The organism is Kribbella sp. C-35 (assembly GCF_046549195.1).
Classification (GTDB): domain Bacteria; phylum Actinomycetota; class Actinomycetes; order Propionibacteriales; family Kribbellaceae; genus Kribbella.
In genome coordinates this window covers 168,534-194,365 of sequence record NZ_JAJPWG010000005.1, presented here as the reverse complement: position 1 = coordinate 194,365, position 25,832 = coordinate 168,534, and the positions used below count along the sequence as shown (strand labels likewise).

Below are 25,832 nucleotides of genomic sequence, written 5' to 3'. Positions count from 1 at the left end.
GAATATGACCGGAGTAGACGTCCAGACGCGACCGGTGCAACGGAGGGATCCTGAACCCGGGTACCAGCGCGATACCCGCAAGCAGGCTGAACGGATCCAACGGATTCAGAAGACCGGCGCCTACGTCGTACTGATCCTCACCTCGGCGATCTTCGTCCTGCCGCTGCTGTGGATGCTGACCACCTCGCTGAAGTCGGAGGGGAGTGTCATCCAGTCACCGCCGCAGTTCCTGCCCGACGAGATTCACCTGGAGAACTATCCGAACGGCTGGAACGCGATGCCGTTCAACCGATTCCTGATGAACAGTGTGCTGGTGACCACACTGTCGATTCTCGGGAACCTGATCTCCTGCATTCTCCCGGCGTACGCCTTCGCCCGGCTGCGGTCGCGGCTGCGCGGTCCGATGTTCGTCGCCTTGCTGGCCACGATGATGATTCCCGGCCAGGTGACGCTGGTGCCGAAGTACCTGATGTTCTCCAAGCTGGGCCTGGTAGACACCTATGTTCCGCTGATCCTGCCGAACTTCTTCGGTACCGCGCTGCTGATCTTCCTGCTCCGTCAGTTCTTCACCAGCATTCCGGAGGCTTTGGTCGACTCGGCCCGGATTGACGGAGCGGGCGAGTTGCGGATCCTGTGGTCGATCATGATGCCGCTGTCCCGGCCGGCGATCGCCACGGTGACCTTGTTGTCGTTCATCGGAACCTGGCCCGAGTATCTGGATCCGCTGATCTATCTGCGGTCGCCGGAGAAGTTCACGATCCCGCTCGGGATAGCGATGTTCCGGGGCCAGTACGACGACCAGTACAACCTGATGATGGCCGTTTCCCTGATCGCGTTGGTTCCGCTGATCGTCGTCTTCCTGGCGGCGCAGAAGTACTTCATTCGGGGCATCACGATGTCGGGACTCGGCGGCCGCTGACTACTCGAGAGGTGATTTGATCCATGCGGATCACGGTATGGAACGAGTACTACCAAGAACCCAAGGACCCGCGGGTGGCGGCGGTGTATCCCGAGGGGATCCACCGCGTACTGGCCGAGGGTTTCGAGGCTCAGTTCGGTTCGGAGGCCGAGGTTCGCACCGCAGTACTGGCTGATCCCGAGCACGGCCTGACCGAGCGTGTGCTGGCCGAGACCGACGTACTGGTCTGGTGGGCCCACCTGAAACACGGAGAGGTGTCCGACGAGATCGTCGAACGGATCCGGCTTCGTGTCCTCGGCGGCATGGGCCTGTTGATCTTGCACTCGGCGATCGAGGCGAAGATCTCGCAGGCGCTACTCGGCACCACCTGCCGGATGAGCTGGTGGCGGCACGGCGGCAGGGAGTTGATGTGGACCGTCGAGCCTGGTCATCAGATCGCCCAGGGCGTACCGAACCCGTTGGTGATTCCCGAGGGCGAGATGTACGGCGAGCCGCTGCACGTACCGACTCCCGATGACCTCGTCTTCATCACAGCGTACGAAGGCGGTGAGGTCCTGCGCAGCGGTTGCGGCTGGAAGCGTGGCCGAGGCCGGATCTTCTTTCTCGCCGCCGGCCATGAGGAGTACCCGATCTACTACCGCGACGACGTACGGCTGGTGCTGGCCAACGCGGCCCGGTGGGCGAAGTCGCCGACGCCGGTCGAGGCGATCCCGGCCAAGGTGCCGCAACTACCCGAGCACTGGTGGGAATCCACGGAGGCGAACGCATGAGCCCGAAACTCAAGCTGATCCAGGTCGGCCTCGGCAACTGGGGCGCGGACTGGGCGACGAAAGTACTGCCGCAGCTCGAGGACCTCGAGGTGGTCGGTTGGGTCGACAGCTCGCGGGCGTCGCAGGCGGCGTTCATCGAGCGGGTGGGCGTGGCCAGGGAAGCTGTGTTCAGCTCCTTCGCCGAGGCACATGCCGCGCACGACGACGTGAAGATCGTCTTCGCTCCGGTGGCGTTCGGCGCACACGCGAAGGTGGCCCGCGAGGTTCTCGAGGCCGGCTGCCATCTGCTGCTGGAGAAGCCCTTGACCCTGGACACGGATTCGTCGCGCGAGCTGATCCGGCTGGCAGCCGCCAGGGATCTGGTGTTCGGAATCGACCAGAACTACCGGTGGGGAGCAGGAGTGCCGGTGGTCCGGCGCCTGCTGACCGAAGGGGCGGCCGGTGCCCTGCGCAACGTCGCGGTGCGATTCCATCGCGATCACGAAGGCGTTCGGAACGATGCCCTCACCGAGATGACCATTCATCACCTCGATCTGATGCGGTACTTCTTCGACGCCAACGGCAGCGCGGTGACCTGCGTCCCGCACACACCGATCAGCACCCGCGACCAAGGAACCGACGGCGCCGACCTGATCATCGAACTCGACTCCGGCTTGGTGGTGAACTACCACCTCTCGACGAATGGCGTCTCGGCCAGTACGCCGTGGTCGGGCTACTGGCAGATCAGCGGCGACGAGGGGATGCTCACCTGGGGCGAGGCGACGTACGACGCCCAACCCCAGGCTCCGGTCAGGATCATCCGGCTGGACGGTTCCGTGGAAGAGATCGAGGTGCCGCAGCCGACCGGTCTGCGGGATCGGGCCGGAGTCATGCGGATGTTCCTGGATGCCGTCGGGGGCCAGGGGAGTCCGAGCTCACCGGCCGCGGACAACTTCCACAGCGTCGCGCTGCTCGAGGCCGCGCTCGACTCGGCGGCCGGCGACTCCAAGGTCGCGGTCGTGGAGAAGTGAAGTGACATCTATCCCGGAAGGCCAGATCGTGACCCATTGGGACCTCACCTACGCCAACTTCACCACAACCATCACACTCGACAGCCGCGGCCGGCTGACGTTCGCCGTTGAGCTGGCCGGCCGGGCGGTCATCGCACCGTCGCGACTCGGCATCCAGACAGCTCACGCCGACCTCAGCGAAGGCCTGAGCTTCGATCGGATCACGTCGGAAGAGATCCACGACTCCTACGTCACCCTGATCGGCAAACGTCATGATCATGACTACGTCGCCACCGGCTGGAAACTGTTCTTCACCAAGGGCGCCGACCGGCTCGAGCTCGAGGTACAGATCAGTGCGCAAGGCGTCGCCTATAGGTATCACGTGCCGTGGACCGGACCGGTCACGGTCACTGCCGAAACCTCGGAGTACGTGCTGGCGGGCGACTCGCGGGCAGTGTTGCTCCCGTACGACAACGGCCGGTCGGACTATGAAGAAGTGCATGTCCACACCACTGTGGACGCCGCCGAGAAGATGCGCTACGGCTACCCTGCGCTGTTCAAGACCGGCGAGAACTGGCTGCTGATCACCGAATCGAACCTGGACGCGACCTATGCCGGCGCTCGCCTCGACTTCGACGGCGCTTCCTTCCAGGTCGACCTTCCCGACCCCTATGTGACCTCGGCCAGCCCGTTGGTCACCCCCTGGCGAACCGCGATCATCGGCGAGCTGGCGACCATCGTCGAGAGCGATCTGATCACCAGTCTCGCCGCTCCGTCGAAGGTCGACGACACTGCCTGGATCAAGCCCGGCGCAGCAGCGTGGTCCTGGTGGTCGGACGGCCCGTCGACCCGCGATCTCGAAGCACAGCAGAAGTGGGTCGACTATGCGGCCTCGCAGGGCTGGCCGTATCTCCTGGCTGATGCCGGCTGGAACAAGGAGTGGATGCCGGATCTGATCAAGTACGCGGCGGACAGGAACGTCGGCATCTTCTTGTGGTCGCACTGGCAGCACCTCGACTCCGAGATCGAGCATCGGGAGAAGCTGGCGCTCTGGAAGGAATGGGGTGCGGCCGGCGTCAAGATCGACTTCACCGAATCCGACGGCCAGGATCGGATGCGGTGGTTCGATGCGATCCTGGCGGCGACCGCCCGGCTGCAGCTGATGGTCGTGTTCCACGGCGGCACGATTCCCCGCGGTACCGAACGTACGTGGCCGCAGTTCCTGTCCGCCGAGGCCGTGAAGGGTGCGGAGTGGATCAAGCCCAAGCCGGGCAAGCAACCCTTTCCTGCGGAGCACTACGTCGCCCTGACCTTCACCCGCAACGTCCAGGGGCCGATGGACTTCACACCAGTGACCTTCAGTTCGGTCCGCTCGATCAGTGCCGGACACGAACTCGCGCTGGCCGTGCTCTTCGACTCCGGCATCCAGCATTTCGCCGACGACTATGCGGCGTACCAGCAACGTCCGGCAGCACAACGACTGTTGTCGATCGTGCCGACCGCGTGGGACGAGACCCGGTTGCTGTCGGGGGACCCGTCAGATCATGTGATCCTGGCCCGCCGGTCCGGGGATCAATGGTTCATCGGGGCCGGCGTCGCCGGAACGGCCCGTGAGGTCTCGGTTCCACTGGACTTCCTCCCAGGTGGGAGTTGGCAGGCCGAGTTGTTCACCGAGTCGCCGGACGATCCACATGAACACGTGGTCAGCTCGACGTACGCCGTGGAAGCCGGCGACAACCTGACCGTCGAGGTCGCCGACAACGGCGGGTTCGTGGTGGTGCTCACAAGGTGAAGAGAGTCTGGATCGCGACCGCTGCGGCACCACGGGCCCAGGCCTCGAACGGCCGATAGCCGAACGTCAGCTCACAGTCGGCCGCGGCGCCGAAGGCCTGGCTGGTGAACGCCGCGCTCGCCTCCTCGTGAAAGTGCTGGTAGGAGGCGAGTGCGGCCAGGTCGGCGGTGACGAGGATGCGCTCGGGGCCGACAAGATTCGCCATCGCCGCGACGCTCAGACCGATCGCCTGCCCGGCCCGCCCCACGGCGCGCCGGGCAGGCTCATGACCGGCAATGGCCATCCGCAGCACCTCGGGAAAGTCGATCGACTCATCACCGGTTGCGTCCCGAACCGCGCGGACGATCGGCCCGGAGGCAGCAATCGCCTCGACACATCCCCGGCCGCCGCAGTGACATGGCGGTGAGTCGCCGGCGACCGGGACATGGCCGATCTCGCCGGCGACGCCGTGGGATCCGCGATGGACGCGATTGTCGATCACCAAGGCACAGCCGATCCCGATGCCGACCGTGACCACCGCAAAGCACTCGGTGCCGACCCCGGCGCCGAACCAGTGCTCTGCAACTGCCAACGCCTTGACATCGTTCTCGATCGACACGGTCAGGCCGGTCGCGGCTGAGGTCAGCTCGGCCAACGGCACCTGTCGCCAGCCGAGAAAGGGCGAATAGCGAACCACGCCGGCGGCTCGGTCGATGTCGCCGGAGATCGCCAGCCCGAGGCAATGGGTGCGCTCCTTGAACGCCGGCTCGGTGTCCAGCAGGACCGCCACCAGCTCGGCGATCTGCGCAATCGTCTGCTCGGCATCGGCCGACTTCAGCGGCCAGGTTTGGGTAGCGAGTTCCCGGGCTGTCAGATCGGTGACAACGCCGACCAGATGGTCCTCGGTCACCTTGACCCCGACGAAGAACTCCCGATCCGCACGGATACTCAGTGGACTGGACGGCCGGCCGGACCCGGATACCTGACGTCCTTGGTCCAGGAGTTCATCCAGGTAGCCGCGAGTAAGGAGTGGCTGAGCGGCCTTCGTGACCGCTGCCTTCGACAGCCCGGTCTGCCGGGCGATGTCAGCTCGAGATATCGGGCCTCTGGTCAAGACCATCGCGAAGACTCGCTCAGACGCCCGATTGGTCACCGGCTTCGATCTCTGCGCGCCGGCCATGAGCCGCATTCTACTCGCCGTCCGGCCGCGGTACGGCGTGCCGCCGATCTCGATGCGGTTGCCAGTGGCAACTGGTCTGAGGGCATCAGTTTTCTGGCGTGAGATGGGTCGTCAGTTCCTGATAGGAGACGTCTACCGGACGGGTAGTGTCGAGGACTAGGTGATCACCGGTGCGCGGCTGGTACTCGGTTATCATCCGATGCACCTGGGCCCAGGAGGGATACACCCAGCCGGGCAGATCGCTGACCCTGGTCTCGACCCGGCGGCGGTGCTCGGTGCTGTCGGGACAGACCGTTTCGATCACCACATGGTCAGCGTCGACAGTCGCCGCAAGGTCGCGCCAGCCGTTGCGAGCCTCGGCTACCGGATTGACGGCGTCCGCGATCACCGTCAGGCCGCGCCGGAGATGATTCGCGGCTACGTCGTGGGCCACGCTGTAGGCGGCAAGGCCGGTCTGGTCCGGGGTCAGACCGTTGCGGCGCAGGGCGCCTTCGATCTCGTCGATGCGCAGCCACACCGCCTTGGTGTCAGCGGCGAGCAGGCGGGCGAGTGTCGATTTCCCGGTTCCGGGAAGGCCACCGAACTCGAGCAGCAATCCTCTGTCAGTCATCCTCAACTCCCAAGTCGCTTTACAAGGTGTATAGTCACTCGTTATACACCGTGTCAAGGGAGGTCGCGCAGTGAGCACCAACGGCCGGCGGGCCGCTGCGACAGCGGCAACGCGTCGCGCGATCGTCGACGCCGCCCGGGAACTACTGGCTACGCAACAGTGGCAGAGCTTCACGATCGAGGCTGTCGCCAACCTGGCCGGGGTGACCCGGGTGACTGTCTACAACCAGGTTCGATCCAAGCGTGGACTGCTCGATTCGGTGCTGGCCGACCTCACCGACCGGGCCGGCATGGACCAACTCCTGACGGATACACAGCACCTGAGCGCCGGCGATGCGTGCGCCGTGATCGTGCGGCGGACCTGCCTGTTCTGGCACTCCGAGCGCCGGCTTCTCCGGCCGCTGTTCGGCCTGGCCGGTGCCGACCACGAAGTCGCGTCCATCCTGGCGCAACGCGAGGAATGGCGTGGCAACCAGATGCAGCATCTAGTACGGCGCCTTACAGCGGCGGCGACGACCGAGTCAGCGGTCGACGAGGCGGACGTTCTGGCGGGTGTCATCGCCGTGACGTCATTTCCTACCTATGACGCGTTGGGCGCGGTCGCCGACGACCCAGATCGTGCCGCCGTACTGCTCAACCGCCTGGTACGAAGCCTCACCGGCTGACTACGGTCGCCCCCGCAAACCGTGTCCGTACTGGTCGGCTAGCGTCGGGGCGTGCTGCTGCCTGAGTCGTCGGTGCCGGGGGCTGATCTGCCTGTCCGGGCGGTTTTGCCTGCCACGGTCGATGCGGTGCGTTCGCGCGGTACGGCGGTGTTGGTTGCGCCGCCCGGATCGGGGAAGACCTCGTTGTTGCCGCTTGCGTTGGGCGATGCGCTCGGGGGCACGATCGTCGTCGCCGAGCCGCGAAGGATGGCAACCCGCGCGGCTGCGTCCCGGCTGGCGATGCTGGTCGGGGAACCGCTCGGGCAGCGGATCGGCTATGCGATGCGCGGTGAACGCAGTGGTGGCAAAGGGCTCCGCGTCGAGGTGGTGACGACAGGGCTTCTCGTACGGCGTCTGCAGCAGAACCCGGAGTTGCCGGGGGTCGCTGCGATTGTGATTGACGAGTGCCACGAGCGGCATCTGGATGCCGATCTGTTGCTCGCGTTCTGCGTCGACATCCGGGCGAACCTTCGGGACGACCTGGCGATCGTTGCGACCTCGGCCACGGCGGACACGATCAGGCTGAGTCGCGCGTTGGGCTCGGACGGTGCGGCACCCGTGATCAGCGCGACCGCGGCGCAGTTCGACGTCGCGGTCGAGTGGACGCCTCCACCTGTCCCCGTGCCGCTGCTTCCCGGTGGGCGGGTCGACCCGCGCTTGCTGGATCACGTCGCCGCCGTCGTCCAGCGCGCTCTGACCGAGAACGCAGGCGACATCCTCGTGTTCGTCCCGGGGGAGGCCGAGATCAACGGTGTGACTCGCCGGTTGGCCGGTCAGAATGTCCTGCCGTTGTTCGGTCGTCAGTCCAGGGCTGAACAGGACCGCGCGCTGGCACCGGCCGCCACTCGCCGGATCGTGGTCACGACGTCGGTCGCGGAGAGTTCGCTGACGGTGCCCGGGGTCAGGGTTGTGGTCGACTCGGGTCTTGCCCGGGAGCCGCGGACCGATCAGTCCCGTGGCCTCGGTGCGTTGGTCACCTGCCGGGTTTCGAGATCGTCGGCCGACCAGCGAGCGGGTCGCGCCGGGCGGGAGGCGCCCGGCCGGGTCTATCGGTGCTGGTCTGCGACCGACCACTCGCATCTCGACGATCATGCGGCGCCGGAGATCGCGATAGCCGATCTGGCCGCCTTCGCCCTCGACCTCGCGGCGTGGGGCGCGCCTGCTGGTGACGGTCTGACCTTGCTCGAGCAGCCGCCGGTGGTGGCGATGACCGCGGCCACCGAGTTGCTGCGTCGCCTCGATGCCCTGGACGACGACGGCCGGATCACCGAGCGGGGACGGCGGATGGCGGCGATTGGGGCGCATCCTCGGTTGGCTCGCGCGTTGCTGGACGGTACGCCGCGGGTCGGCGCCGACCGGGCACGCGAGGTCGTCGCGATGCTCTCGGACGACTCCGGCCGCGATTTCGGCGACGATCTACCAGCCCGCTGGCGAGCCCTCCGCCGCGGCGAGGACCGCGGGGCCACGGCCCGCTGGCGAGAGGAAACGAAGCGCCTCAACCGAGGCACGACAACCGGCGACCCAGCGGACGGAGCTGAAGCGCGGCCGGTGGGTGGTGCGCCGGGTGGTCGGGGGACGCAGGGTGTACCGGATGATCTTGCGGTGGGGGTTGTGGTGGGGTTGGCGTATCCGGATCGGATTGCGCGGGTGCGGGGGGCCGACTCCGCGACGTACCAGATGGCTGGTGGTACGGGTGCTGTGCTGGATCCGCAGTCGCCGTTGCGAACCACGGCCTGGCTGGCGATCGCGGCTGCCGACCGGGCACCCGGTCGCGCCGACGCCAGGATCCGTTCCGCGGCGCCGATCGACGAGCAGACCGCGCGAGACATCGCCGGCGACCTCGTCTCGACGACCGATCAGATCCGCTGGGACGACGGCCGGATCGTGACCCGACGCGTCGAGGCACTCGGCGCGATCGTGCTCAACGACGTACCGCTGGCGAAGCCCGACCCGCTGCGCGTCCAAGCGGCCGTCCGCGACGGTATCCGGCGCAGCGGTCTGTCCGTCTTGCGCTGGTCGGAGGCCGCACTTGCCCTGCGAGAGCGGCTCGCGTTCTGCCACGCCCACCTTGGCGCTCCGTGGCCTGCGGTCGACGACGAGGCGCTTCTGGCCGATCTCGACGAATGGCTGGGTCCCGAGCTTGCCTCCGTGCGAGGCTCGCGCGACCTTGCCCACATCGACGTGGCTTCGGCGCTCCGGCGGTTACTCCCGTGGCCCGCAGCAACCCGGTTCGGTGAACTCGCGCCGGAACGGCTGCAGGTCCCGTCGGGCTCCGAGGTGCGACTCGCGTACGACGGTCCCGAGCCGCCGGTGCTCGCAGTAAAGCTGCAGGAAGTATTCGGCTGGACCGCCACTCCATCCGTCGCGGACGGCCGTGTCCCGGTCGTTCTGCACCTGCTGTCTCCCGCGCGGCGCCCGGTCGCGATCACGAGCGACCTCGCCTCCTTCTGGAAGCAGGGCTATCCCCAGGTTCGAGCCGACCTGCGAGCCCGCTACCCCCGCCATCCCTGGCCGGAAGATCCACTCACCGCCATCCCGACCAAGCGACCGAAACCTCGCCGGTGAACCGAGCTTGCGTGCCCTGGGCTACGGGTTCAGTTGTTGCTCGAAGAACGCCAGTACGCGGTCGACGGCCTCCTGCTGGCGGTGCTCGGTCAGAGTGGCGTGTTTGCGGCCGGGGAACTCGACCGCGATGAACTTGTCACCGAGCTCGTCGCGGAGGGTGTCGAACCGCGTGCCGACCGCGGGATCGCCTTGGTAGCGAAGGCCGAGCACGGGGCAGCCGGCCGCCACCTTCGCCTTCACCGAGGCGAGATCGGCGGGGCTCAGCCCGAGGTCGGCCTTTCGCGCGCGGCCGACGGGCGCTGGTGAGGCCGGCTGGGCAAGGACCGGCGCGGCGACCGGCGCGCCGGCCAGCATCGCCAGCGCGAAGCCGCCGGTGAAACACATGCCGACGGCGCCGACGCCGGGACCACCGAGCTCCGTGTGCAGATCACTGGCCAGGGACCTCAGCCAGGCGGCCACCGGCGTGGTCTGCTGGAGCGCGAACATGCTGAACTCCCTGCTGACACAGATCCGGGCGACACTGCGGATCGTTTCGCCTACCGTCGCCGGCGCGCCTGGGCGTCCGAACAGCACCGGCATCACGACCGTGAAGCCGCGTCCGACCACCTCGTCGGCGAAAGCGACGACTGCGGGGGTTATGCCCGGTATCTCATGGATCACGATCACCCCGGGGCCGCTGCCCTTACGAAACGTCTGATGCGTCGCGCCCGCAGCGCTGTAGCTACCGGCCGTCCACGAGTCGAGTACGTCCATACCTCGAGAGGCTAGACCAGACTGTGCGGTCTGGCTGGACTGCACACCGACGGCGGGAGGGACCTGTGGTGTCACAGATGGGTGGTGGAGCCGGTCTACCTGATTGACGACGCCGTTCGACGCCAAGAGGAGCCATGGTCACCTTTGAGACAGACATCAAGCCCGAGAACGGAAAGCTGGAGTGATGGCGATTCATACGAAGGCTCAGGCATTGGCAGTCATTCGTCGTGCGTACGGGCCTGAATTCGCCGATTCGATCGCGGGACAGTTGCCCGATCGGATCGACCCCGACAACGACGCGGACGCCGAGTTGCTCCGCCGGCTCGGCCTGACCACAGAGGGCCTCGCGGAAGCACTCGGCGGCGAACTCTGACCGGCGGCTGCGGGCTGGCGCGGACGCGTTCTTTCTGCATGTCGAGCGTACGGGCGCCGCTCAGCACGTCGGTGGGATCGTCGTCCTCGAGCCGACCGATCGGCGGCCGACCATCGACGAGGTCAGATAGCTGGTGGCCCGTGGCTTTGCCCGGCTGCCACGGATGCACGAGCGGCTCGCTCGCGTTGTGGCGGTTGCCGTTGGCCTCACCCAGCTCGTGGCCGACGGCGCCACGCGACCGGTGCCGCCCGGCTCGTTGAGCCGCGAGTTCGCTGTGGCCGAGGTCGAGTTGGCCGTCGTACGGCGTACCGATCCACAACTCGTGAACGCAAGCGCGCTGGCCAACCACCTGCACGACATCCTCAGACGGTGGCGTCCGAGGTCGTGACAATGCCGTTGCTGCGATTGAGACTGGCGTCATCGATCGGGGTCTGCTCGGTGCTTTTCGTGACTGGCGGGTCTCCAAATCAGTAGTGCACTGCCAGGGGGCAAGGGCACGTCACGACCGCGCGGTCTTGCTGGTCTGTGGCAGCAGTAGGTGGGGACGGGGAGGTTGATCATGTCAGGTACGAACATGCCCGAACGCGGTTTCCAGATCAGTCGGCGTCAGGCTCTCGTGGCCCTTGGGTTGGCGGGTGTTGCCGGTGTGGACGCGGTCACGAGCACGTCGAGCGCCTACGCCGGGGATCGCAGCGACGTGCCGACGATCAGCGGCCGCGTCGTGGCGGTCGGCATTCCCGGCGCGTCGGCGATCGCTCCGATCGGCACCTTCCTGCCGGGGAGCCCGATCAATTCCAACCCGGTGCTTGCGGCATTCACGCAGCCTGGCCGGGTGTGCGATCCGACCCGCGTCCTGGTCGGGAGCAGGTCGAACTTCGGCGCCCCGAAGGCCAACGAGGACCAGGAGGCGGGGGCGTTCCTTTCGATCGATCCGGGCAGCGCCGATCTCGCCGTACCGGCCGGGTTCGCGGCCTCCGGTGGGCAGGCGTCCGCGCTGGGCGGAGCCGTCCAGATGTACAGCGCGCAGAGCCCTAACTGGCGCAACGGTGTCTACACGCCCGGTGCTGTGACCGCGGACCAGACAGCGGTCGCGAACCCGCTCGGCATGTCGATCAACAATGCCTTCGGCCGGTTCTGGCCGGCCAATGCGCCGTACGGGCTGAACGGCCCCGGCTCGTCGTCGATCGCCGATCCGGACGGGCGTCCGTTGAACAACGCCCTCAACCCGAGCACAGGTGGCGTCTATTTCGACGACATCACCGGCCGCGCCCCGGTCCAGGTCGTCGCGGGTGCGCTGTCGAAGGCGGCTGTCGGTACGGCGCTCATCGGCCGATCCCCGGACGGCAGCGGGCGTGCCGTGTTCGCTGTCGTCGTGGCTGACGGCAGCATCGTCCAGGAGCACACGGTGAAGGCGCTCGACGGCATCGCTCCACCGCGTACGGTCCAGCCGCTGGTCAATCGTTCCTGGGGTCATGACACTGGTCATGGCGGGCGGGCCGCGTTGCCGCGGCTCGGTGTCCTGATGAGCTATTCGCCTGAGGTCGTCCTGTACGTGAGTCAGCCTTTCGACGATTCCATCAAGGTGATCACGCTGACGATCGGTGGCCCGGCAGGCAACGAGGTCTTCGTGCCCAGCGGAATCCGCACCATCAGGTCATCCGGTTTGGATCAGCCGCTCGATCTGGCTCCGGTGCGGATCGAGATCGTGCATCCTGACCGGGCCAGCAACACGACGCTGCAGCCGGGCAGTGACTTCTACGTCTGCAACCGTGGCAACGACACGATCGTCCGGATGCACCAGGACGGCACGGTCGTCGGCGTCCGCAGAGTTCGCGTGGGGCGTCACTCGCTCGGTGCTGCACGGCTGAACGGCATCGCGACCTCGACCGACGGATCCAGGATCTGGGTGACCTACGTGGGCGCGCTGCCCGGCAGCGACGACGACCAAGGAGGCATCCTCGAGCTCCCCACCTTCTGACCAGAGCCGCCGGGTGTGATTGTGGTGGGTGGGCACTGCTGCGAGTGCCCACCCCGGGTGTCGGGTGAGTCAGGCCGGGCCGACCCAGCTCTGGTTGCGGGTTCCGACGCAGTCGTAGATCTGCAACTGGCGGCCGTTGGTGAAGTCCGCCTCGGGCAGGTCCAGGCACCGCCCGGAGGCCTGGTTGATCAGCGAGCCGAAGTTGCCTTGGCGCCACCTCTGGTTGCCGCCGCCGGAGCAGGCCGCGACGTGGACCAAGGTCAGGTTCGCCGTCTGGCCGGACGGTACCTCCAGGCAGACGCCTCCGGTTTTCAGCTGTCCGAAGCTGTCGAGACTCCACGTCTGGTTGGGGTTCGCCAGGCAGGACCACAGCTGCACGTTGCCGCTGGCAACATCGCGGTCGACGCACAGGTCCTGGCGCGTGGTCGACGCGATGGCGCCGGCGGGAGCCGAGCCCGCAGGACCGGGCGTCCAGGTCGAGCCGATGGGGGAGAAGCTGAGCGAAGTGAGTGTGACCGCGCCGCCGACGGCGTACAGGTGAAGCCCGAGGCTCGCGGGGGAGGAGTCGAAGGCGACGTTGTCGCTCACCACGGTCTTGCCGTCGTTGCCGAAGACCTCCAGTTGTCCGCGGTCCACGAGGAGCCTGATCGTGACCTGGTTCGAGGTCGGCGGCAGCGGCGCGCCGTACAGGGTCTGCGCCGCAACGCCGTACGCGACAGTGCGATCGCTCGATCCGTCCGAGCGCGCGTGCAGGCGGAATCCGAACTCCGACGCTGTCGCGCCCGTCAGGTCGAACTGCGCCCTGATCTCGTATGTGTCGGCGGAGACGCCGCTGAGCGGATCGGTCGCCGGATCCGTCGTGATCGTGCGCGTTCCCCAGGTCTGCGTCGACGTACGGATGGTGGAGATCTCGCTGACCGGATTGCGAGTGAGGCGGATGCCCTCCGGATAGGTCTTCAGGGCGAGCTCGACCGGGAAGGACGCGTTGCCGGTCCAGGTCACGCCGGCGTTGCTCGGCTGCCACCCCAGTTGGACGATGCGGCCGTTCGGCAGCTGGTTGAAGGTCTGGGGCGCGTACCAGGTGGACGGGGGGAAGGCCGCGCCGGAGACTCCCCATTCCATCCGCTGCGGGATCGCCGAGTCCGCGACGAACAGTCCGTTCGCGTCGAGTGAGCCGATGACGTACTCGCCGCTGGCATCCTGGAGGACCCACTTCCGGTCGTTGGAGTTCCCGTCGACCGGCAGTTGGTAGAGGTCGGGACATTCGACGAACCAGCCGGCCGCGTAGGCGCCGCGATAGGTCCAGTCGAGCAGGTTCGTCGAGGTGTAGAAGGCGGCGCCGGTCCCGGCCCGGAATGTGACGAGTTCCCAGCGGTTGTGCTGCGGGTCCCACTGCACCTTGGGATCGCGGCTCTCGACCGGATCGGTGATGACCTTCGCGCCGCCGTCGTACATCTGGAAGGTCTTCGCCCCGTCGGTCGAGTACGCGATGCTGACGCCGTCGGTGTTGGTGAACAGCAGGATCGGGTCGTCGGACCCGACCTTCAGGCCGGTCACGTTGTTCACGTCGACCCAGCCCGATCCCGACCAGAGAGTGCCGCTCTGCACACCCGGTTCGAGGGAGATCGGTTGCTGCGTCCAATGCACCAGGTCCGTGCTCGTCGCGTGTCCCCAGTGCACCGCGGCGTCCCAGCCGAGCCCGTGCGGATTGTGCTGGAAGAACAGGTGGTAGACGCCGCGGTAGTACAGCGGAGCGTTGATGTCGTTCATGAAGCCGTTCTGCGGGCTGAAGTGGAACTGACCGCGGAACGGTTCGGTGTAGTCGGTGGCGGCGTACGGGTACTCCGGATAGTCGGAGGGTGAGCCGGCCACGGCGGCCGGGACCGCCGGGATACCGGTGAGCGCCAGGACCCAGGCCAGGAACGACGCGACCCGGATCATGGCGTGGCCCGGAACCCGTACGTCGCTCCGCTCAGCGCCTGGAACTGCGCCGCGGTGCCGCAGTCGAGGACCTTCGTGTTGACCGTCGATCCGTCGAGTACGACGGTGCGTACGGCGACGTTCGCGGCCGTGTGATTGGTTGCGACGTAGTTGTTGCTCCCCGACTTCACCAGGACAATCGTCGGGGTCGCGCCGGACGGCGTGATGTTCGCAGGCGGTACGTCGTACGAGAAGTGATTTCCGACCACAGTGTTGCCGCTACCGTTGAGCTGCACCAGCCCGAAGAGATCGTCGAGCCCGTTGTTGTAGCCGGTCATCGCGGGGAACGATTCGGGGACCCGGAGGAAGTGGTTCGACCCGATCAGGTTGTTGTGGCAGGCGCCTTCGCACTGGATCATCCCCGGATAGAAGGCGTGCAGGCGGTTCGCGCTGATGTTGTTGTTCGTGGAGTTCTTCAGGTGCACCGAGCTCTTGCCCCGCGGGAAGATGTTGTTCCCGGAGACGATCAGGCCGAAGTGGTTCTCGGCGAAGATCGAGAAGCCCACATAGCCGGCGCCGATCATGTTGTCGTTGACCATGCTGGCCTGCCCGGACCCGACGAGCTCGATGCAGCTGCCGTTCTCGCAGACGAAGTTGCCTTGGATGTGCAGTGCGTCGGCGTCGGTGATCACGATGCCGCGTTCGAGGTAGACCAGGCCCATCCCGGTGATCCGCAGCGAGTCGGTGGCGGTGGTCGATCGGATGCCGATCTTGCCGTTGAGGTAGCTGTTCTGATTCGGAGTGAACGAGACGCCGTCGAGACAGAAGTCGAGCAGTTCGATCGAGCTGAGCCGGGGGTCGCCGCTGCGGCTGATCAGGATGGCCTCGGCGTTCCCGTCGGTGTTCTCGACCCGGATTCGGCTGCCGCCCGGCCAGATCTCGTGCCAGCCGGAGGTGTTGCCGGCGTTGTAGCGGATGCTCGACGACGTGAAGCCGTGTCCGGATCCCTTGATCTGCAGGTAGCTGATGTCGATGACGATCCGGGTCTTGAGCGAGTAGTCGCCCGGCGGGATGTAGATGACCGCTCCGGGCTTCGAGGCCTGGGCCGGCTGGTTCGTCTTGATGTCGGCGATGATGCTGTTCACGACGGCGCCGATGTCGGTGTAGGCGGTCGTCGATGGGCTGCCGGGAATGGTCCAGGTGGTGACGTCGTAGATCGTCGAGGGCATCGTCTTCTCTTTCCTGGTGTGGGGGTCAGAGCACGCCGAGGAGGGTGTTGTGCGGTCGCGGCGCCGGGTCAGCGGCTGCAACCGCCGGCGTGCTGGGCAGCTGGAGGTAGCCCGCGGCGCTCACGGCGGCCGCGGCTGCCAGGAAGACCCGGCGCGAGAGGCGTGCGTCAGGAGGGGTGGAGGAGTTCACGGCGGCTCCTTCTCGAGGTTTGCCAAAAGGTTTTGGCAGAGCGGAATTGATCCGAAGGTAGGACTGCGTCCAGACGGCGGCAAGATCGTCGCCGGTGCCAAAAGTTTTGGCAGCTGTTTGGCGGAATTTTGGCGTTGACCGACCGGCCCCGGCGGGCAAACACTGCTGCCAAGACGTTTTGCCAAAACGTTTAATCACCAGCCTGGAACGGAGTCGGAGTATGAAACTTCGCAGCACGAGCGGTCGTCTCCGGACCGCGATGGCCGGCATCGCCGTTGCGACGAGTGTGATCCTGGCGATCGCCGGATGCGGGGCCGGTGGAAGCTCGGAAGGCGCCGCCGGCAAGCTCACCGTCCTGGTGGAGGGCGGCGGAAAGGCGGAGCTCCAGCCGATCGCCGATCTCTACCAGAAGGACACCGGTACGACGGTCGAACTGGTCGAACTGCCGTACGACGGTCTCTACGACCGGATCCAGACCGAGCTCGGCTCGGGCAAGACGTCGTTCGATGTCGCGGCGCTCGACGCCATCTGGCTGAGCGCTTTCTCGGCCGGTGTCTCGCCACTCGACGATCTGTTCACCGACGACGTGAAGCGCGATCTGTTCCCGGGCCTGGTGACCGAGGCACAGGTCGGCGGGTCGTACGTCGGAATGCCGGTCTGGACGAACTCCGAGATCCTCTACTACCGGACCGACCTGTTCGGCGACCCGAAGGAGAAGGCGGCCTTCCAGGCCAAGTACGGGTACGCGCTCGTGCCGCCGACCACGTGGAAGCAGTACAAGGACGTGGCCGAGTTCTTCACCCGCGACACGAACCGCGACGGCCAGACCGATCTGTACGGCACCGATGTGAAGGGTGCGGTCGAGACGGAGTGGCTGGCCACGGTTTCGCAGACCGGCGAGAAGACGATGGTTCTCGATCCGAAGAGCGGCGACGTCACCATCGACGACGCCGATCACCTGGCAGCGTTGAACTTCTACACCAGCCTGCTGCCGTACGCGCCGCCTGGCGCCGCGCAGCTCGACTGGGCCGGCGCGCAGAACCTCTTCTACCAGGGCAAGCTCGCGATGATGCGCTTCTGGGGACATGCCTATACCCAGACCCCGGCCAACGCCGCGGTCAAAGGCAAGATCGGCGTCGCTCCGATGATCGCGGGACCCGGCGGCATCGCCGGCGTACCGGGCGCCTGGTACCTCTCGGTGCCCAAGGCAACCGACAAGCAGGCCGAGGCCAAGAAGTTCATCGCCTTCGCCTACGAGCACAACGACCTCTCGATCAAGACGTCGTTGGGCCTTGTCGCACGGATCTCGGCGTTCGAATCGCAGGCCGGCGTCGCCGGGCACGAGAACTACCCGGCCATCCTCACGACGTTGAAGTCTCCCGCGACGGTCGCGCGGCCGGCCACACCGAAGTGGCAGGAGATCGTGACCTCGGTGCTGACGCCGATGCTGCAGAAGGCGGTCGCCAAGGGCGCGGACAACGCGGCACTGCTGAAACAGGCGAAGGCTCAGATTCAAGCGATCGTCAAGTAGGGACACCTCTGTGCGCCTCACCGACCGCCGGTTCGCACTCGCACTGATCGCGCCGGCCGCCTTGTTCCTCGCCGCCTTCGTGGCGTGGCCACTGCTCAGATTCGTCGTCAACGCGTTCTACGAGATCTCGCCGATGGCCGGCGGCCCGCGGAAGTTCGTGGGTTTCGAGAACTTCGCGACGGCGTTCGCTTCGCCTGCATTCCAAGGAGCGGCGCTGCGGACGATCGTCTACACGGTCATCGTGGTCGCGCTCGAATTCACCTTCGGGCTTGCCGTGGCGTTGGTCTTCGCAGCGCTCGGCAGCCGGTCGGCGGTGTTCCGGACTGTCTTCATGTACCCGCTCATGGTCGCCCCGGTGGTTGCCGGCCTGCTGTGGCGATTCCTGCTCATCGACAACTTCGGCATCCTCAACGAGCTACTGCGCCGGATCGGACTGCTGCACAGCACGGACCAGATCGCCTGGCTGAGCAATCCGACGATCGCACTGTTCTCGGTGGCGCTGCCGGACATCTGGCTGACGACCTCGTTCATCACGCTCGTCCTCTTCGCGGGACTGCAGAACGTGCCGGGTGACGTCATCGAGGCCGCACGGATCGACGGCGTACGGTTCCCGACGCTGCTGTTCCGGATCATCCTGCCGCTGCTGCGACCCGTGATCGCCGTGGCGCTGATCGTTCGCGGCATCGATGCGGCCCGCGCGTTCGACATCATCCTGATCCAGACCAACGGCGGGCCACAGGACAGTACGACGACCCTGAGCCTGCTGATCTACCGCACGATGACGCGCAACGGCGACCCTGGCCTGGCCAGTGCGATGGGCACCGTCTACCTGATCGGGATGCTCGTGGTCGCAGCGGTCGCGATCTTCGCCATCTGGCGGCCCGGGGGTGATCAGGCATGAACGGCCTCGAGACCCGTCGCCGTCCGACGCGCGTCATCCTGTGGGGCGCGCTGGCTGCCGTACTGGTGCTGTACGGCTTCCCCTTCGTCTACCTTCTGCTGACGTCGTTCAAGACGCCGCTCGACGCGATCGCCGTACCGCCCCAGGTGTTGCCGTCGCAGTGGACGCTCGACAACTACGTCGCCGCGCTCAGCAAGGAAGGCGTCGTACCGGCGCTGATCAACAGCGTCGCAACCGCAGTGCTCAGTACGGCGTTCTCACTCGCCCTCGGAGTGCCGGCGGCGTACGCGATCACCCGCTACCGAACGCCGAGCGGGCGCATCTTCGTGGTCGCGGCGCTGGTCACCCGGATGGTGCCGACGATCGCGGTCGGCGCGCCGCTGGTCGAGACGATGCGGCGGCTCGGCATCTCGGACACCACGATCGGTTTGGCGATCGCCCACACCACGATCTCGTTGCCGCTGTCGATCTGGCTGATGTCGAGCTTCTTCGAGGCGGTCCCGGTCGAGCTGGAAGAAGCCGCCAAGGTCGACGGCAGCGATCGGCTGCAGGCGTTCCGACACGTCGTTCTGCCGGTCGTTTCCGGCGGCTTGGCGGTCACGGCCATCTTCGCCTTCCTCGCGTCCTGGAACGAGTTCCTGTTCGCACTGCTGCTCACGTCGGTGCGGGCTCAGACAACGCCGATCGTGATCGCCAATTTCCAGACCCAGTTCGGCCTGGACTGGGGCGGAATGACCGCGCTCTCGGCGGTGTACTCCGTCCCCGTCATCCTGCTCACTCTCGCGCTCCAGCGACACATCGTCGCCGGCCTGACCCTCGGCGCCGTCAAGGGCTGACACCACCAAGTCATCGGAGAAGACATATGGAATTCTGGCAACCCAACAGCCCGCTCGGCGGCCTGGCCCACGTGAAGTCCGGCCGGTCGCGCCGCGAGTCCAGCTGGGACCGCAGTGGCGGCAACCGGGACTTCGCGGTGGTGCCCGCGGGCGAGACCTTCGTGATCGCCGACATCAGCGGGGCCGGGCGCATCGAGCACATCTGGCTGACCACGCGGTGCTACTCGGAGAAGTACCTGCGCAAGCTCGTCATCGAGATGTTCTGGGACGGTGAGGAGAACCCGAGCGTACGGGCGCCGCTCGGCGACTTCTTCGGTGTCGGGCACGCGGTCGCGAAGCACTACATCTCTCTTCCGCTGAACGCCGTGTTCGGTCCGCGGCGGGGTCCGAAGGGGCCGTTCGCGGCCGCGATGAACAGCTACTTCCCGATGCCGTTCGGCAGTCACGCGAAGATCCAGATCCGCAACGAGAGCGATCAGCCGATCGAGAACCTCTTCTACTACGTCGACTACGAGCTCAGCGAGCAGCCGATCCCGGACGACGTCGCGCGGTTCCATGCGTACTACCGCCAGGAGAAGCCGACGACCGCCGTACGCCACACCACCGATCTCGAGAACCCGGCGCCGTGGGACCTGCCGGGGACGAACCTGACCGGGGACGACAACTACGTGATCCTCGATGCGACCGGCAAGGGGCACTACGTTGGCTGCGTGCTCAGTATCGACAACTTCGACGCCTCCAACCAGGTGTTCACCTGGCCGGGGGAGGGCGACGACATGTTCTTCATCGACGGGGAGGTCTGGCCGCCCTCCTTGCACGGGACCGGTACGGAGGACTACTTCGGCGCCGCCTGGGGATTCCCGAGTGGGGAGTACGCCGGTCCGTACCACGGCATCACGCTCGGTGCGAGCCCGCAGGAGCACTTCGGGCTGTGGAGCATGTTCCGCTGGCACATCGAGGACCCGGTCCGGTTCGAGAAGAGCCTGCGGGTGTCGATCGAGCACGGACACGCCAACGATCAGGGGAACGACTACTCGAGCGTCGCCTACTGGTACCAGTTGGGGGATCACGCGCCGCATGCCGAGCTGCCACCGGTCGAGGAGCGGCTACCGCGACGATGGCCGGAGCACGGCCTCTGGGACGAATAATGCCTGACGAGGATGTGGTTGTGCCGAAGGTGGGGATCCGGGACGTCGCGCGCGCTGCGGGGGTGTCCGTCACGACGGTTTCGCATGTGCTCAACGAGACTCCGCACACGCGAACGAGCGAGGCGACCCGGGACCGGGTGCGATCGGTCGCCCGGGACCTGGGGTACACCCCGAACCGGCTCGCCCGCGGCCTGCGGACCCGCGCGTCGGACATGATCGGGCTGCTCACCGAGGAGATCGCGACCACCCCGCACGCCGGCCGGATCATCCTCGGCGCACAGGAGGAAGCGAGTCGGCACAACCTCACGCTCGCGATCATCAACTCGCATCTCGACGCCGGCGCGGACGCCCGCCGCGCCGACGCCCGGGCGCTGATCGAGCGTCAGGTGGACGGCATCATCTACGCCACGGTCTTCCACCACGAGGTGTCGGTGCCGCGCGAGTTGCGCGCGGTACCGGCGGTGTTGATAGGAGCCCTGGACCGCCAAGGCGTCGTACCCGCCGTGCTCCCGGACGAGGCCAGTGGGGCGGCCGATCTCGTTGCTCTGCTGGCCGACGCGGGGCATCGGCGCATCGCGTTCGCGGACTCGAGCATCGAGGTTCCGGCCACCCAGGGCCGCCTGGTCGGGTACCTCCGCGGTCTCGAGCAGGCCGGTATCCCGCGTGACGACCGACTGATCACCTCAGGTGTCTCAGAGGCCGGCGGGGGATACACGACCACCCTCGAGCTGCTCGATCGGGACGATCGGCCGACGGCGATCTTCTGCTACAACGACCGGATGGCGATGGGCGCTTACCGCGCGGCCCAGGAGCTCGGCCTGCGAGTTCCCGATGACGTGTCGATCGTCGGCTTCGACGACCAGGCGCCCATCGCGGCCAGTGTCTACCCGGCGCTCACCACCGTCGCCCTGCCGCATTACGAGATGGGCGCCTGGGCGGTGGCCACCTTGACCCGGCTCATCCAGAGCAGCAGCACCTCGTGGTACCGCTCGACACACCCGACCTTGCTGCCCTGCCCGGTCGTCGTCCGCCAGTCCGTTGCCCAGAACAACCGTTGACAGCGGTCGACCGATGGTGACTTGGCGGGGATGGTCACAGTTTCTGCTGGCTGGCGGCGACCAGGGTGCCGGCGGCGTCGTAGCCTTCGATTCGGATGAGGTCGCGAGCGGCGGCGGGGACGGTGATCTGGGTGGAGCCGTCGTCGGTGGGCGTGGTCGCGACCGGGCGGCCGTTGACGTACACGTCGATGCTGGCAACCGATTCCGTTGTGACGGTGAGCTTGCGCTTCTTGGTGCCGGCTGAGGTGGAAGTGAAGCGCAGCAGCCGCGGTTGTCGTTGGGCGAGCAGGACGCCGGCGGCCGCCATCAGGTCGGCATTCTCCTCGAGGAGATCGCGCTTGGTGAGGTCGTGGATTGCGTCGGGCAGCACTCCCAGGTCCTCCACCGGCTGCCCCATCCGCGTGCCGACCCGCAGGCAGCGGCGCAGTGCGACGCGCATCTCCACTCCCTTGGGCAGTTGCTTGAGTTTGCCGTCAGTCCATTCAGTGCGCAGTTCTTCGTGCGTGACGACGTTCGCGCCACCGGCGCCGGTGTTGGCCTCGACGCCGAGCACCGGCCCGATCTGGTGGTCCTGGAAGCCGCCGGCGAAGATGTCGCAGGCGCTGTAGCACTGCGCGTCGGTCACCAGCACCACCGGGCCTTGGTAGAGCTGTCCTGCGTCGTTGACCGCATCAATCGGGTAGAGCGGGAAAGGCGTTGAGTACGCCGAGCCGGTGGTCACCGCTTCCTCCAGCGAGGCCTTCCATTCTTGATAGTCGGCGACCGTCCTGGCGAGTCCGGTGGTGCTAGGGGTGCTGACGAACTGGAACGGCTCCGGCGTGATTCGGCGAGGGCTGAGGAACTGCAACAGGTACTCCGCGGCGATCACGTAGCCGCCGCCGTTGCCGCGGACGTCGAGCACCAGGCCCTCGGCAGGAAGCACAGAGAGCAGGCGGGCGAACTCGTTGATGAAGGCGTCGATGTCTTGGTCCTGCATGTGGAAGGTGAAGACCCGAAGGTGCCCGAAGGTGCCGCTCGGCGTGTCGACGATCCGGGCCTTCAGTTCGTCGGGACGGCTGGTCGGGACCGGTCCGGCCGCGAGTGCTGCGGTAGCGCGGGGTCTGTGGGCGCGCGCCTTCGCGTTGCTGGGGACAGGAGCGTCCTTCAGGGAGGCCGGCGCGAACAGTTGGCGCTTCACCCGCCGGGTGAGTTCCGTGCGGAGGTCCATGCCGACCAGGTGGTGCGCAGCGACCACTACTCCGCTGGGCAGTGACGGCAGGGTCCCGGGGGTGGTCACCTCGGCGACGGACTCGAAGACCCGCCACGGCGTTCGGGTCTCGTGGGTCGCACCGTTGACCTTGTAGGTGACGTCGACCCAGTCCTCGTCCGGTGGCAGCGACATGTTGATCGACCGGAGGGTCATGTTCTGGAGACCCTGCGCGAGCTGGGCCGCCTTGTTGCTGCCGGCCTCGCGTGCGGCGTTGGCCTCGACGGCGAGCTGGATCGGGGTGCCGTTCCAATGCGTTACCTCGACTCCCGCCTTGAGTTGCGGGTCGCCGGTGATGTGGTCGAACGTCTTCGTCACAAGGTACGCAATGCGGCCGTTGTCGACGCAGCGTTCGAGGAAGATGCCGAGGAACGCGAACCCGGCGTACCGGGAGGGCAGGATGTAGTTGGTGTGGAGGTCGTGCAGGCCGAGGAAGATCCGCTGCAGCTGTACGTGGAACTCGGTCTCGGTGAGGTCGGCCAGTCGGTGCCGCAGGAGGCGGAGGGCTTGCAGTGGGTCTATGGCGTGCATTGCCCGCTTGAGGGGCAGGTGGGCGTAGACCTCTCCGATCAGGATCTCGGCCTGATCCAGGACGACGCGGCGCTGGGCATCGGTCAGCGGACCCTGCGCAATATGGCTGCGGAACTGCGGCATGGTGCGGACGGTGCCAAGGTTGTGGCCTGCGGTGAGGGCGACGGTGTCGGGTTGGGACATGAGTGACTCCTTGCGAAAGGCAGTTCCTCCCTCTGAGGATCCGCTGGATGCTCACCCCGGACATCGGTAGCGTCGCCGCGCCCGCGGTGGGATCGGGATGTCCTATGGCGCGGGGGCTTGCCAAGTCATGAGGTGGTCGAGGTCGGCGGCGGAGCGTTCGATGGTGTTGTTGTGGCGGGGTGAGTCGGTGCGCCCCCAGCGGTCGTCGCCGATCCAGATCGGTTGGCCGTAAGGGAGGTCTGCGTGCGGGATGCGGGTGTAGTCGGCTTCGGCGATGGCGGCTCCGTAGTTGGGGCCGGTTTGGTCGCCGCCGGGGTCTGGGGTGACGGCCGCGCGGGCGGCCGGGATCGCAGCGGCCCACTTGGCGGCGAGGACGGCGCCCTCGTGCGCGGAGGGGTGCGGAATCCGGAAGGTCGGGACGTCGGGTGCGGCGTCCCAGAGATCGAAGGCGGCTTGCGCGTTGCCGCCGAACGCGATGACGGCCTCCAGCCGGGAACCGGTGACGAGGTCGTAGAAGCGGTTGCGCCACGCCCGTTGGGCGGGGTCGGACAACAGCGGGCGGGCTTTGCTGCTCTTGCTGGGGTGAACTGCGAAGGGGAACGCGTTGACCAAGGCGTAGCTGCTGGTCAGCCCTAGCTTGGTGAGGAACCCCTGAACCCGCTGGCCGGCGTCGCCGACGAGGGTGCGGCCGACGAGACGTTCGGTGGGTCCTGGGTCGGAGGCGATACAGAGGACCTTGGCGCTCCCGTCGAGTCGACCGCGGTAGAACACCGGACCCCAGTCGTACCAGAACAGGTTGCGATGTTCGGGGGCGATCGGTGGTAGCGCTGCGAAGTGCCGTGCGATCGCGATGGGTGGCCCTTTGTCGAACTCGATGCTCGGTGAAGCGCCAGGGTCGAAGTCGATCATTGCCTGCCCCGTTTCCTCTGTGTGGCGGGAAGATCCAGCTTGGTCTGCGGTGATCAGCTATCGATCGGTGAAACCGATCGAGACAGCGGGGCCGCGGGCGGGCGGCCTCGAGTCGTTAGGCGAAGATCGGGCCGACGGCGGGGTAGCGCGCGATGAGTTTGGCGCGCATCTCCGCGAGTCGTCGTGGAGGTCCGTCGACGCCGGCATCGACGGGGGAGCCGAATCGGGTGTCGATCAGCATGGGGCGTCCCCAGGCGGTGACCGGTTCGTAGTCGGCCGGGGTGGAGAGTTCGGCGACCCAGTCGGGGCGACCGTAGATGATGTCCCCGCCGACCATCACCATGTCGATCCAGGACGGGTATGCCGAGACCACGTTGTCGTAGGGGTCGTCGAGGTGCTTCTGCAGGATCGCCAGGTCCGCCGCGCGGCCGGGCGCGAGGGTTCCGATCTTGTCCGCGAGGCCGGCGATCTCGGCGGCGCCACTGGTGACCATCCGGACGAGATCTGGTGCATTCACCGTGATGCCAGGAGTTTGCTCGAGGACCTGGCGGGCCACCTTGAGCTCGTGCAGCAGGCTCGGGCTGCCGGAGGGCATCCAGTCCGCGCCCAACGCGATTGGCACACCGGCCGCCAGGGCTGCGCCGATGTCAGTCGTCTCGTTGTACAGACGCAAGTTGGACTGCGGGGACCACACCAGCTTCCCGCCCGCCGCGGCGAGTTGGTCGAAATGCACACGGGCCAAGGCAGTCCCGTGGATCATGACCGTCGCGGAGCCGAACAAGGGTGAGTTGGTGAATCGGACGAACTCGTTCACCGAGGTCTGATTGGTCTTCTGTCCTTCGGCGAGATGGACGTAATGCGCCTTGACCGTCTGGGTGTCGAAGATGCCCTTGCGGATGCTTTCGATGGCGTCGTCGTCCAGGCGGTCGAAATCCACCGTGCTGCGAGCGACCTGGGTGCCGAAGATCAGCAGGTCGACGTTTCGCACCAGCGCCTCGGCCTTGTTCGGGTAGTCCTGGGAAGCGCCCTGGATGGCCGTGACACCGCCGACCGCTGCACGGACCTCTGCGTAGCGCGTCATCGCCGTCTTGACCGACACCGACTTTCCACCACTGGTCAACGTACGCCAGGGCTCCTTGACGAGCCGGCCGTACTCGGGGCTGTCACGCCACTGACCGCGATTGATGTAGGTGTCCGGTGGCTCCCACGCCGCGAACACGTTGTACTCCGGATGCCCGTGCAGATCGATCAGGCCCGGCACGATCACGCCGCCGGTGCTGATCGCGTGCTGGACATCGCGCGGCTTGGTCGAGCGCACCGACACGATCTGCCCGCCCTCCACCACCACCCAGCCACGAGCAAGCGATCCATCGCTCTTCAGGACCGACCCACCAAAAGCCGTCGGTGTCGTAGCCTCAGCACCCGTAATAGCAGCGCCGGCATCCAACGGGACATCTCGCCGCCGCAGCCGCCCTCTTGACCGGGCCGGCCGCCGAACAGCACGTGACACACCTAGCTCATACGCCTCATCAAATGCAT

At 66.7% G+C, this 25,832-nt stretch carries 23 protein-coding genes; 14 read left to right on the top strand and 9 right to left on the bottom strand.

What is annotated here, in order from left to right; genetic code table 11:
- The first annotated feature begins 4 nt into the window (after positions 1 to 4).
- From ACLJOO_RS31315 to ACLJOO_RS31300, 4 genes are read left to right on the top strand one after another with little or no spacing between them, the layout of a single operon-like run.
- Complete coding sequence (locus tag ACLJOO_RS31315; protein ID WP_410791139.1) at positions 5 to 919, top strand: carbohydrate ABC transporter permease; 915 nt, start codon at positions 5 to 7, stop codon at positions 917 to 919.
- Between the two features lie 23 nt (positions 920 to 942).
- Positions 943 to 1,689 (top strand): ThuA domain-containing protein, encoded by a 747-nt coding sequence (locus ACLJOO_RS31310; RefSeq protein WP_410791138.1) that lies wholly within the window; start codon positions 943 to 945, stop codon positions 1,687 to 1,689.
- Positions 1,686 to 2,699 (top strand): Gfo/Idh/MocA family protein, encoded by a 1,014-nt coding sequence (locus tag ACLJOO_RS31305; protein WP_410791136.1) that lies wholly within the window; start codon positions 1,686 to 1,688, stop codon positions 2,697 to 2,699. The genes ACLJOO_RS31310 and ACLJOO_RS31305 overlap by 4 nt, the downstream gene beginning before the upstream one ends.
- A 1-nt stretch (position 2,700) precedes the next feature.
- Positions 2,701 to 4,470 (top strand): glycoside hydrolase family 97 catalytic domain-containing protein, encoded by a 1,770-nt coding sequence (locus ACLJOO_RS31300; protein WP_410791135.1) that lies wholly within the window; start codon positions 2,701 to 2,703, stop codon positions 4,468 to 4,470.
- Here ACLJOO_RS31300 and ACLJOO_RS31295 read toward each other — a convergent pair.
- Positions 4,460 to 5,569 carry an ROK family protein gene (locus ACLJOO_RS31295; RefSeq protein WP_410791134.1) on the bottom strand — a complete coding sequence of 370 codons (1,110 nt, stop codon included), beginning with the start codon at positions 5,567 to 5,569 and terminating at the stop codon, positions 4,460 to 4,462. The genes ACLJOO_RS31300 and ACLJOO_RS31295 overlap by 11 nt on opposite strands.
- A 145-nt stretch (positions 5,570 to 5,714) precedes the next feature.
- On the bottom strand, positions 5,715 to 6,224 hold the full coding sequence (locus ACLJOO_RS31290) for an AAA family ATPase (RefSeq protein WP_410791133.1): 510 nt from the start codon (positions 6,222 to 6,224) through the stop codon (positions 5,715 to 5,717).
- 85 nt (positions 6,225 to 6,309) lie between these two features.
- Between ACLJOO_RS31290 and ACLJOO_RS31285 the strand changes: the two genes are divergently transcribed.
- Together ACLJOO_RS31285 and hrpB are read left to right on the top strand one after the other, a co-directional pair.
- Positions 6,310 to 6,903: a TetR/AcrR family transcriptional regulator gene (locus tag ACLJOO_RS31285; RefSeq protein ID WP_410791132.1), complete on the top strand. Its 594-nt coding sequence runs from the start codon at positions 6,310 to 6,312 to the stop codon at positions 6,901 to 6,903.
- A 51-nt stretch (positions 6,904 to 6,954) separates the two neighbouring features.
- Positions 6,955 to 9,507, top strand: a complete 2,553-nt coding sequence (gene hrpB, locus ACLJOO_RS31280) for an ATP-dependent helicase HrpB (protein ID WP_410791131.1) — start codon at positions 6,955 to 6,957, stop codon at positions 9,505 to 9,507.
- A gap of 21 nt (positions 9,508 to 9,528) precedes the next feature.
- Here the strand turns inward: hrpB and ACLJOO_RS31275 are convergent, their stop codons facing one another.
- Entirely contained in the window at positions 9,529 to 10,260 is a 732-nt protein-coding gene (locus tag ACLJOO_RS31275; protein ID WP_410791129.1) for a dienelactone hydrolase family protein, read from the bottom strand.
- Positions 10,261 to 10,444: 184 nt separating this feature from the next.
- On the opposite strand from ACLJOO_RS31275, the gene ACLJOO_RS31270 reads away from it, so the two are divergent.
- From ACLJOO_RS31270 to ACLJOO_RS31260, 3 genes are all read left to right on the top strand, one after another.
- Positions 10,445 to 10,633: a hypothetical protein gene (locus ACLJOO_RS31270; protein WP_410791128.1), complete on the top strand. Its 189-nt coding sequence runs from the start codon at positions 10,445 to 10,447 to the stop codon at positions 10,631 to 10,633.
- Between the two features lie 187 nt (positions 10,634 to 10,820).
- On the top strand, positions 10,821 to 11,021 hold the full coding sequence (locus ACLJOO_RS31265) for a hypothetical protein (protein WP_410791127.1): 201 nt from the start codon (positions 10,821 to 10,823) through the stop codon (positions 11,019 to 11,021).
- 171 nt (positions 11,022 to 11,192) lie between these two features.
- A complete protein-coding gene (locus ACLJOO_RS31260; protein WP_410791126.1) occupies positions 11,193 to 12,611 on the top strand; it encodes a hypothetical protein in 1,419 nt (472 codons plus the stop codon).
- 69 nt (positions 12,612 to 12,680) lie between these two features.
- Here ACLJOO_RS31260 and ACLJOO_RS31255 read toward each other — a convergent pair whose 3' ends face one another.
- From ACLJOO_RS31255 to ACLJOO_RS31245, 3 genes are read right to left on the bottom strand one after another with little or no spacing between them, the layout of a single operon-like run.
- Positions 12,681 to 14,552 (bottom strand): ricin-type beta-trefoil lectin domain protein, encoded by a 1,872-nt coding sequence (locus ACLJOO_RS31255; RefSeq protein ID WP_410791124.1) that lies wholly within the window; start codon positions 14,550 to 14,552, stop codon positions 12,681 to 12,683.
- Complete coding sequence (locus ACLJOO_RS31250) at positions 14,549 to 15,760, bottom strand: NosD domain-containing protein (protein WP_410791123.1); 1,212 nt, start codon at positions 15,758 to 15,760, stop codon at positions 14,549 to 14,551. Before ACLJOO_RS31250 ends, ACLJOO_RS31255 begins: the two co-directional genes overlap by 4 nt.
- Before the next feature lie 25 nt (positions 15,761 to 15,785).
- On the bottom strand, positions 15,786 to 15,950 hold the full coding sequence (locus tag ACLJOO_RS31245) for a hypothetical protein (protein ID WP_410791122.1): 165 nt from the start codon (positions 15,948 to 15,950) through the stop codon (positions 15,786 to 15,788).
- 220 nt (positions 15,951 to 16,170) lie between these two features.
- Between ACLJOO_RS31245 and ACLJOO_RS31240 the strand changes: the two genes are divergently transcribed.
- The 5 genes from ACLJOO_RS31240 to ACLJOO_RS31220 are packed head-to-tail and all read left to right on the top strand — an operon-like array spanning position 16,171 to position 21,424.
- The gene (locus ACLJOO_RS31240; RefSeq protein WP_410791121.1) at positions 16,171 to 17,481 is read left to right on the top strand and encodes an ABC transporter substrate-binding protein; all 1,311 of its coding nucleotides are present in this window, start codon (positions 16,171 to 16,173) and stop codon (positions 17,479 to 17,481) included.
- 10 nt (positions 17,482 to 17,491) lie between these two features.
- The gene (locus tag ACLJOO_RS31235; protein ID WP_410791120.1) at positions 17,492 to 18,382 is read left to right on the top strand and encodes a carbohydrate ABC transporter permease; all 891 of its coding nucleotides are present in this window, start codon (positions 17,492 to 17,494) and stop codon (positions 18,380 to 18,382) included.
- The gene (locus tag ACLJOO_RS31230) at positions 18,379 to 19,218 is read left to right on the top strand and encodes a carbohydrate ABC transporter permease (protein WP_410791118.1); all 840 of its coding nucleotides are present in this window, start codon (positions 18,379 to 18,381) and stop codon (positions 19,216 to 19,218) included. Before ACLJOO_RS31235 ends, ACLJOO_RS31230 begins: the two co-directional genes overlap by 4 nt.
- Before the next feature lie 26 nt (positions 19,219 to 19,244).
- Entirely contained in the window at positions 19,245 to 20,366 is a 1,122-nt protein-coding gene (locus ACLJOO_RS31225; RefSeq protein ID WP_410791116.1) for a glycoside hydrolase family 172 protein, read from the top strand.
- The gene (locus ACLJOO_RS31220; protein ID WP_410791115.1) at positions 20,366 to 21,424 is read left to right on the top strand and encodes a LacI family DNA-binding transcriptional regulator; all 1,059 of its coding nucleotides are present in this window, start codon (positions 20,366 to 20,368) and stop codon (positions 21,422 to 21,424) included. The genes ACLJOO_RS31225 and ACLJOO_RS31220 overlap by 1 nt, the downstream gene beginning before the upstream one ends.
- 34 nt (positions 21,425 to 21,458) lie before the next feature.
- Here ACLJOO_RS31220 and ACLJOO_RS31215 read toward each other — a convergent pair whose 3' ends face one another.
- From ACLJOO_RS31215 to ACLJOO_RS31205, 3 genes are all read right to left on the bottom strand, one after another.
- Positions 21,459 to 23,384, bottom strand: coding sequence for a S41 family peptidase (locus ACLJOO_RS31215; RefSeq protein ID WP_410791114.1), 1,926 nt, complete (start codon positions 23,382 to 23,384; stop codon positions 21,459 to 21,461).
- Positions 23,385 to 23,486: 102 nt separating this feature from the next.
- Complete coding sequence (locus ACLJOO_RS31210) at positions 23,487 to 24,293, bottom strand: uracil-DNA glycosylase family protein (protein WP_410791113.1); 807 nt, start codon at positions 24,291 to 24,293, stop codon at positions 23,487 to 23,489.
- A 115-nt stretch (positions 24,294 to 24,408) separates the two neighbouring features.
- Positions 24,409 to 25,641: an amidohydrolase family protein gene (locus tag ACLJOO_RS31205; protein WP_410791112.1), complete on the bottom strand. Its 1,233-nt coding sequence runs from the start codon at positions 25,639 to 25,641 to the stop codon at positions 24,409 to 24,411.
- Positions 25,642 to 25,832 lie beyond the last annotated feature (191 nt).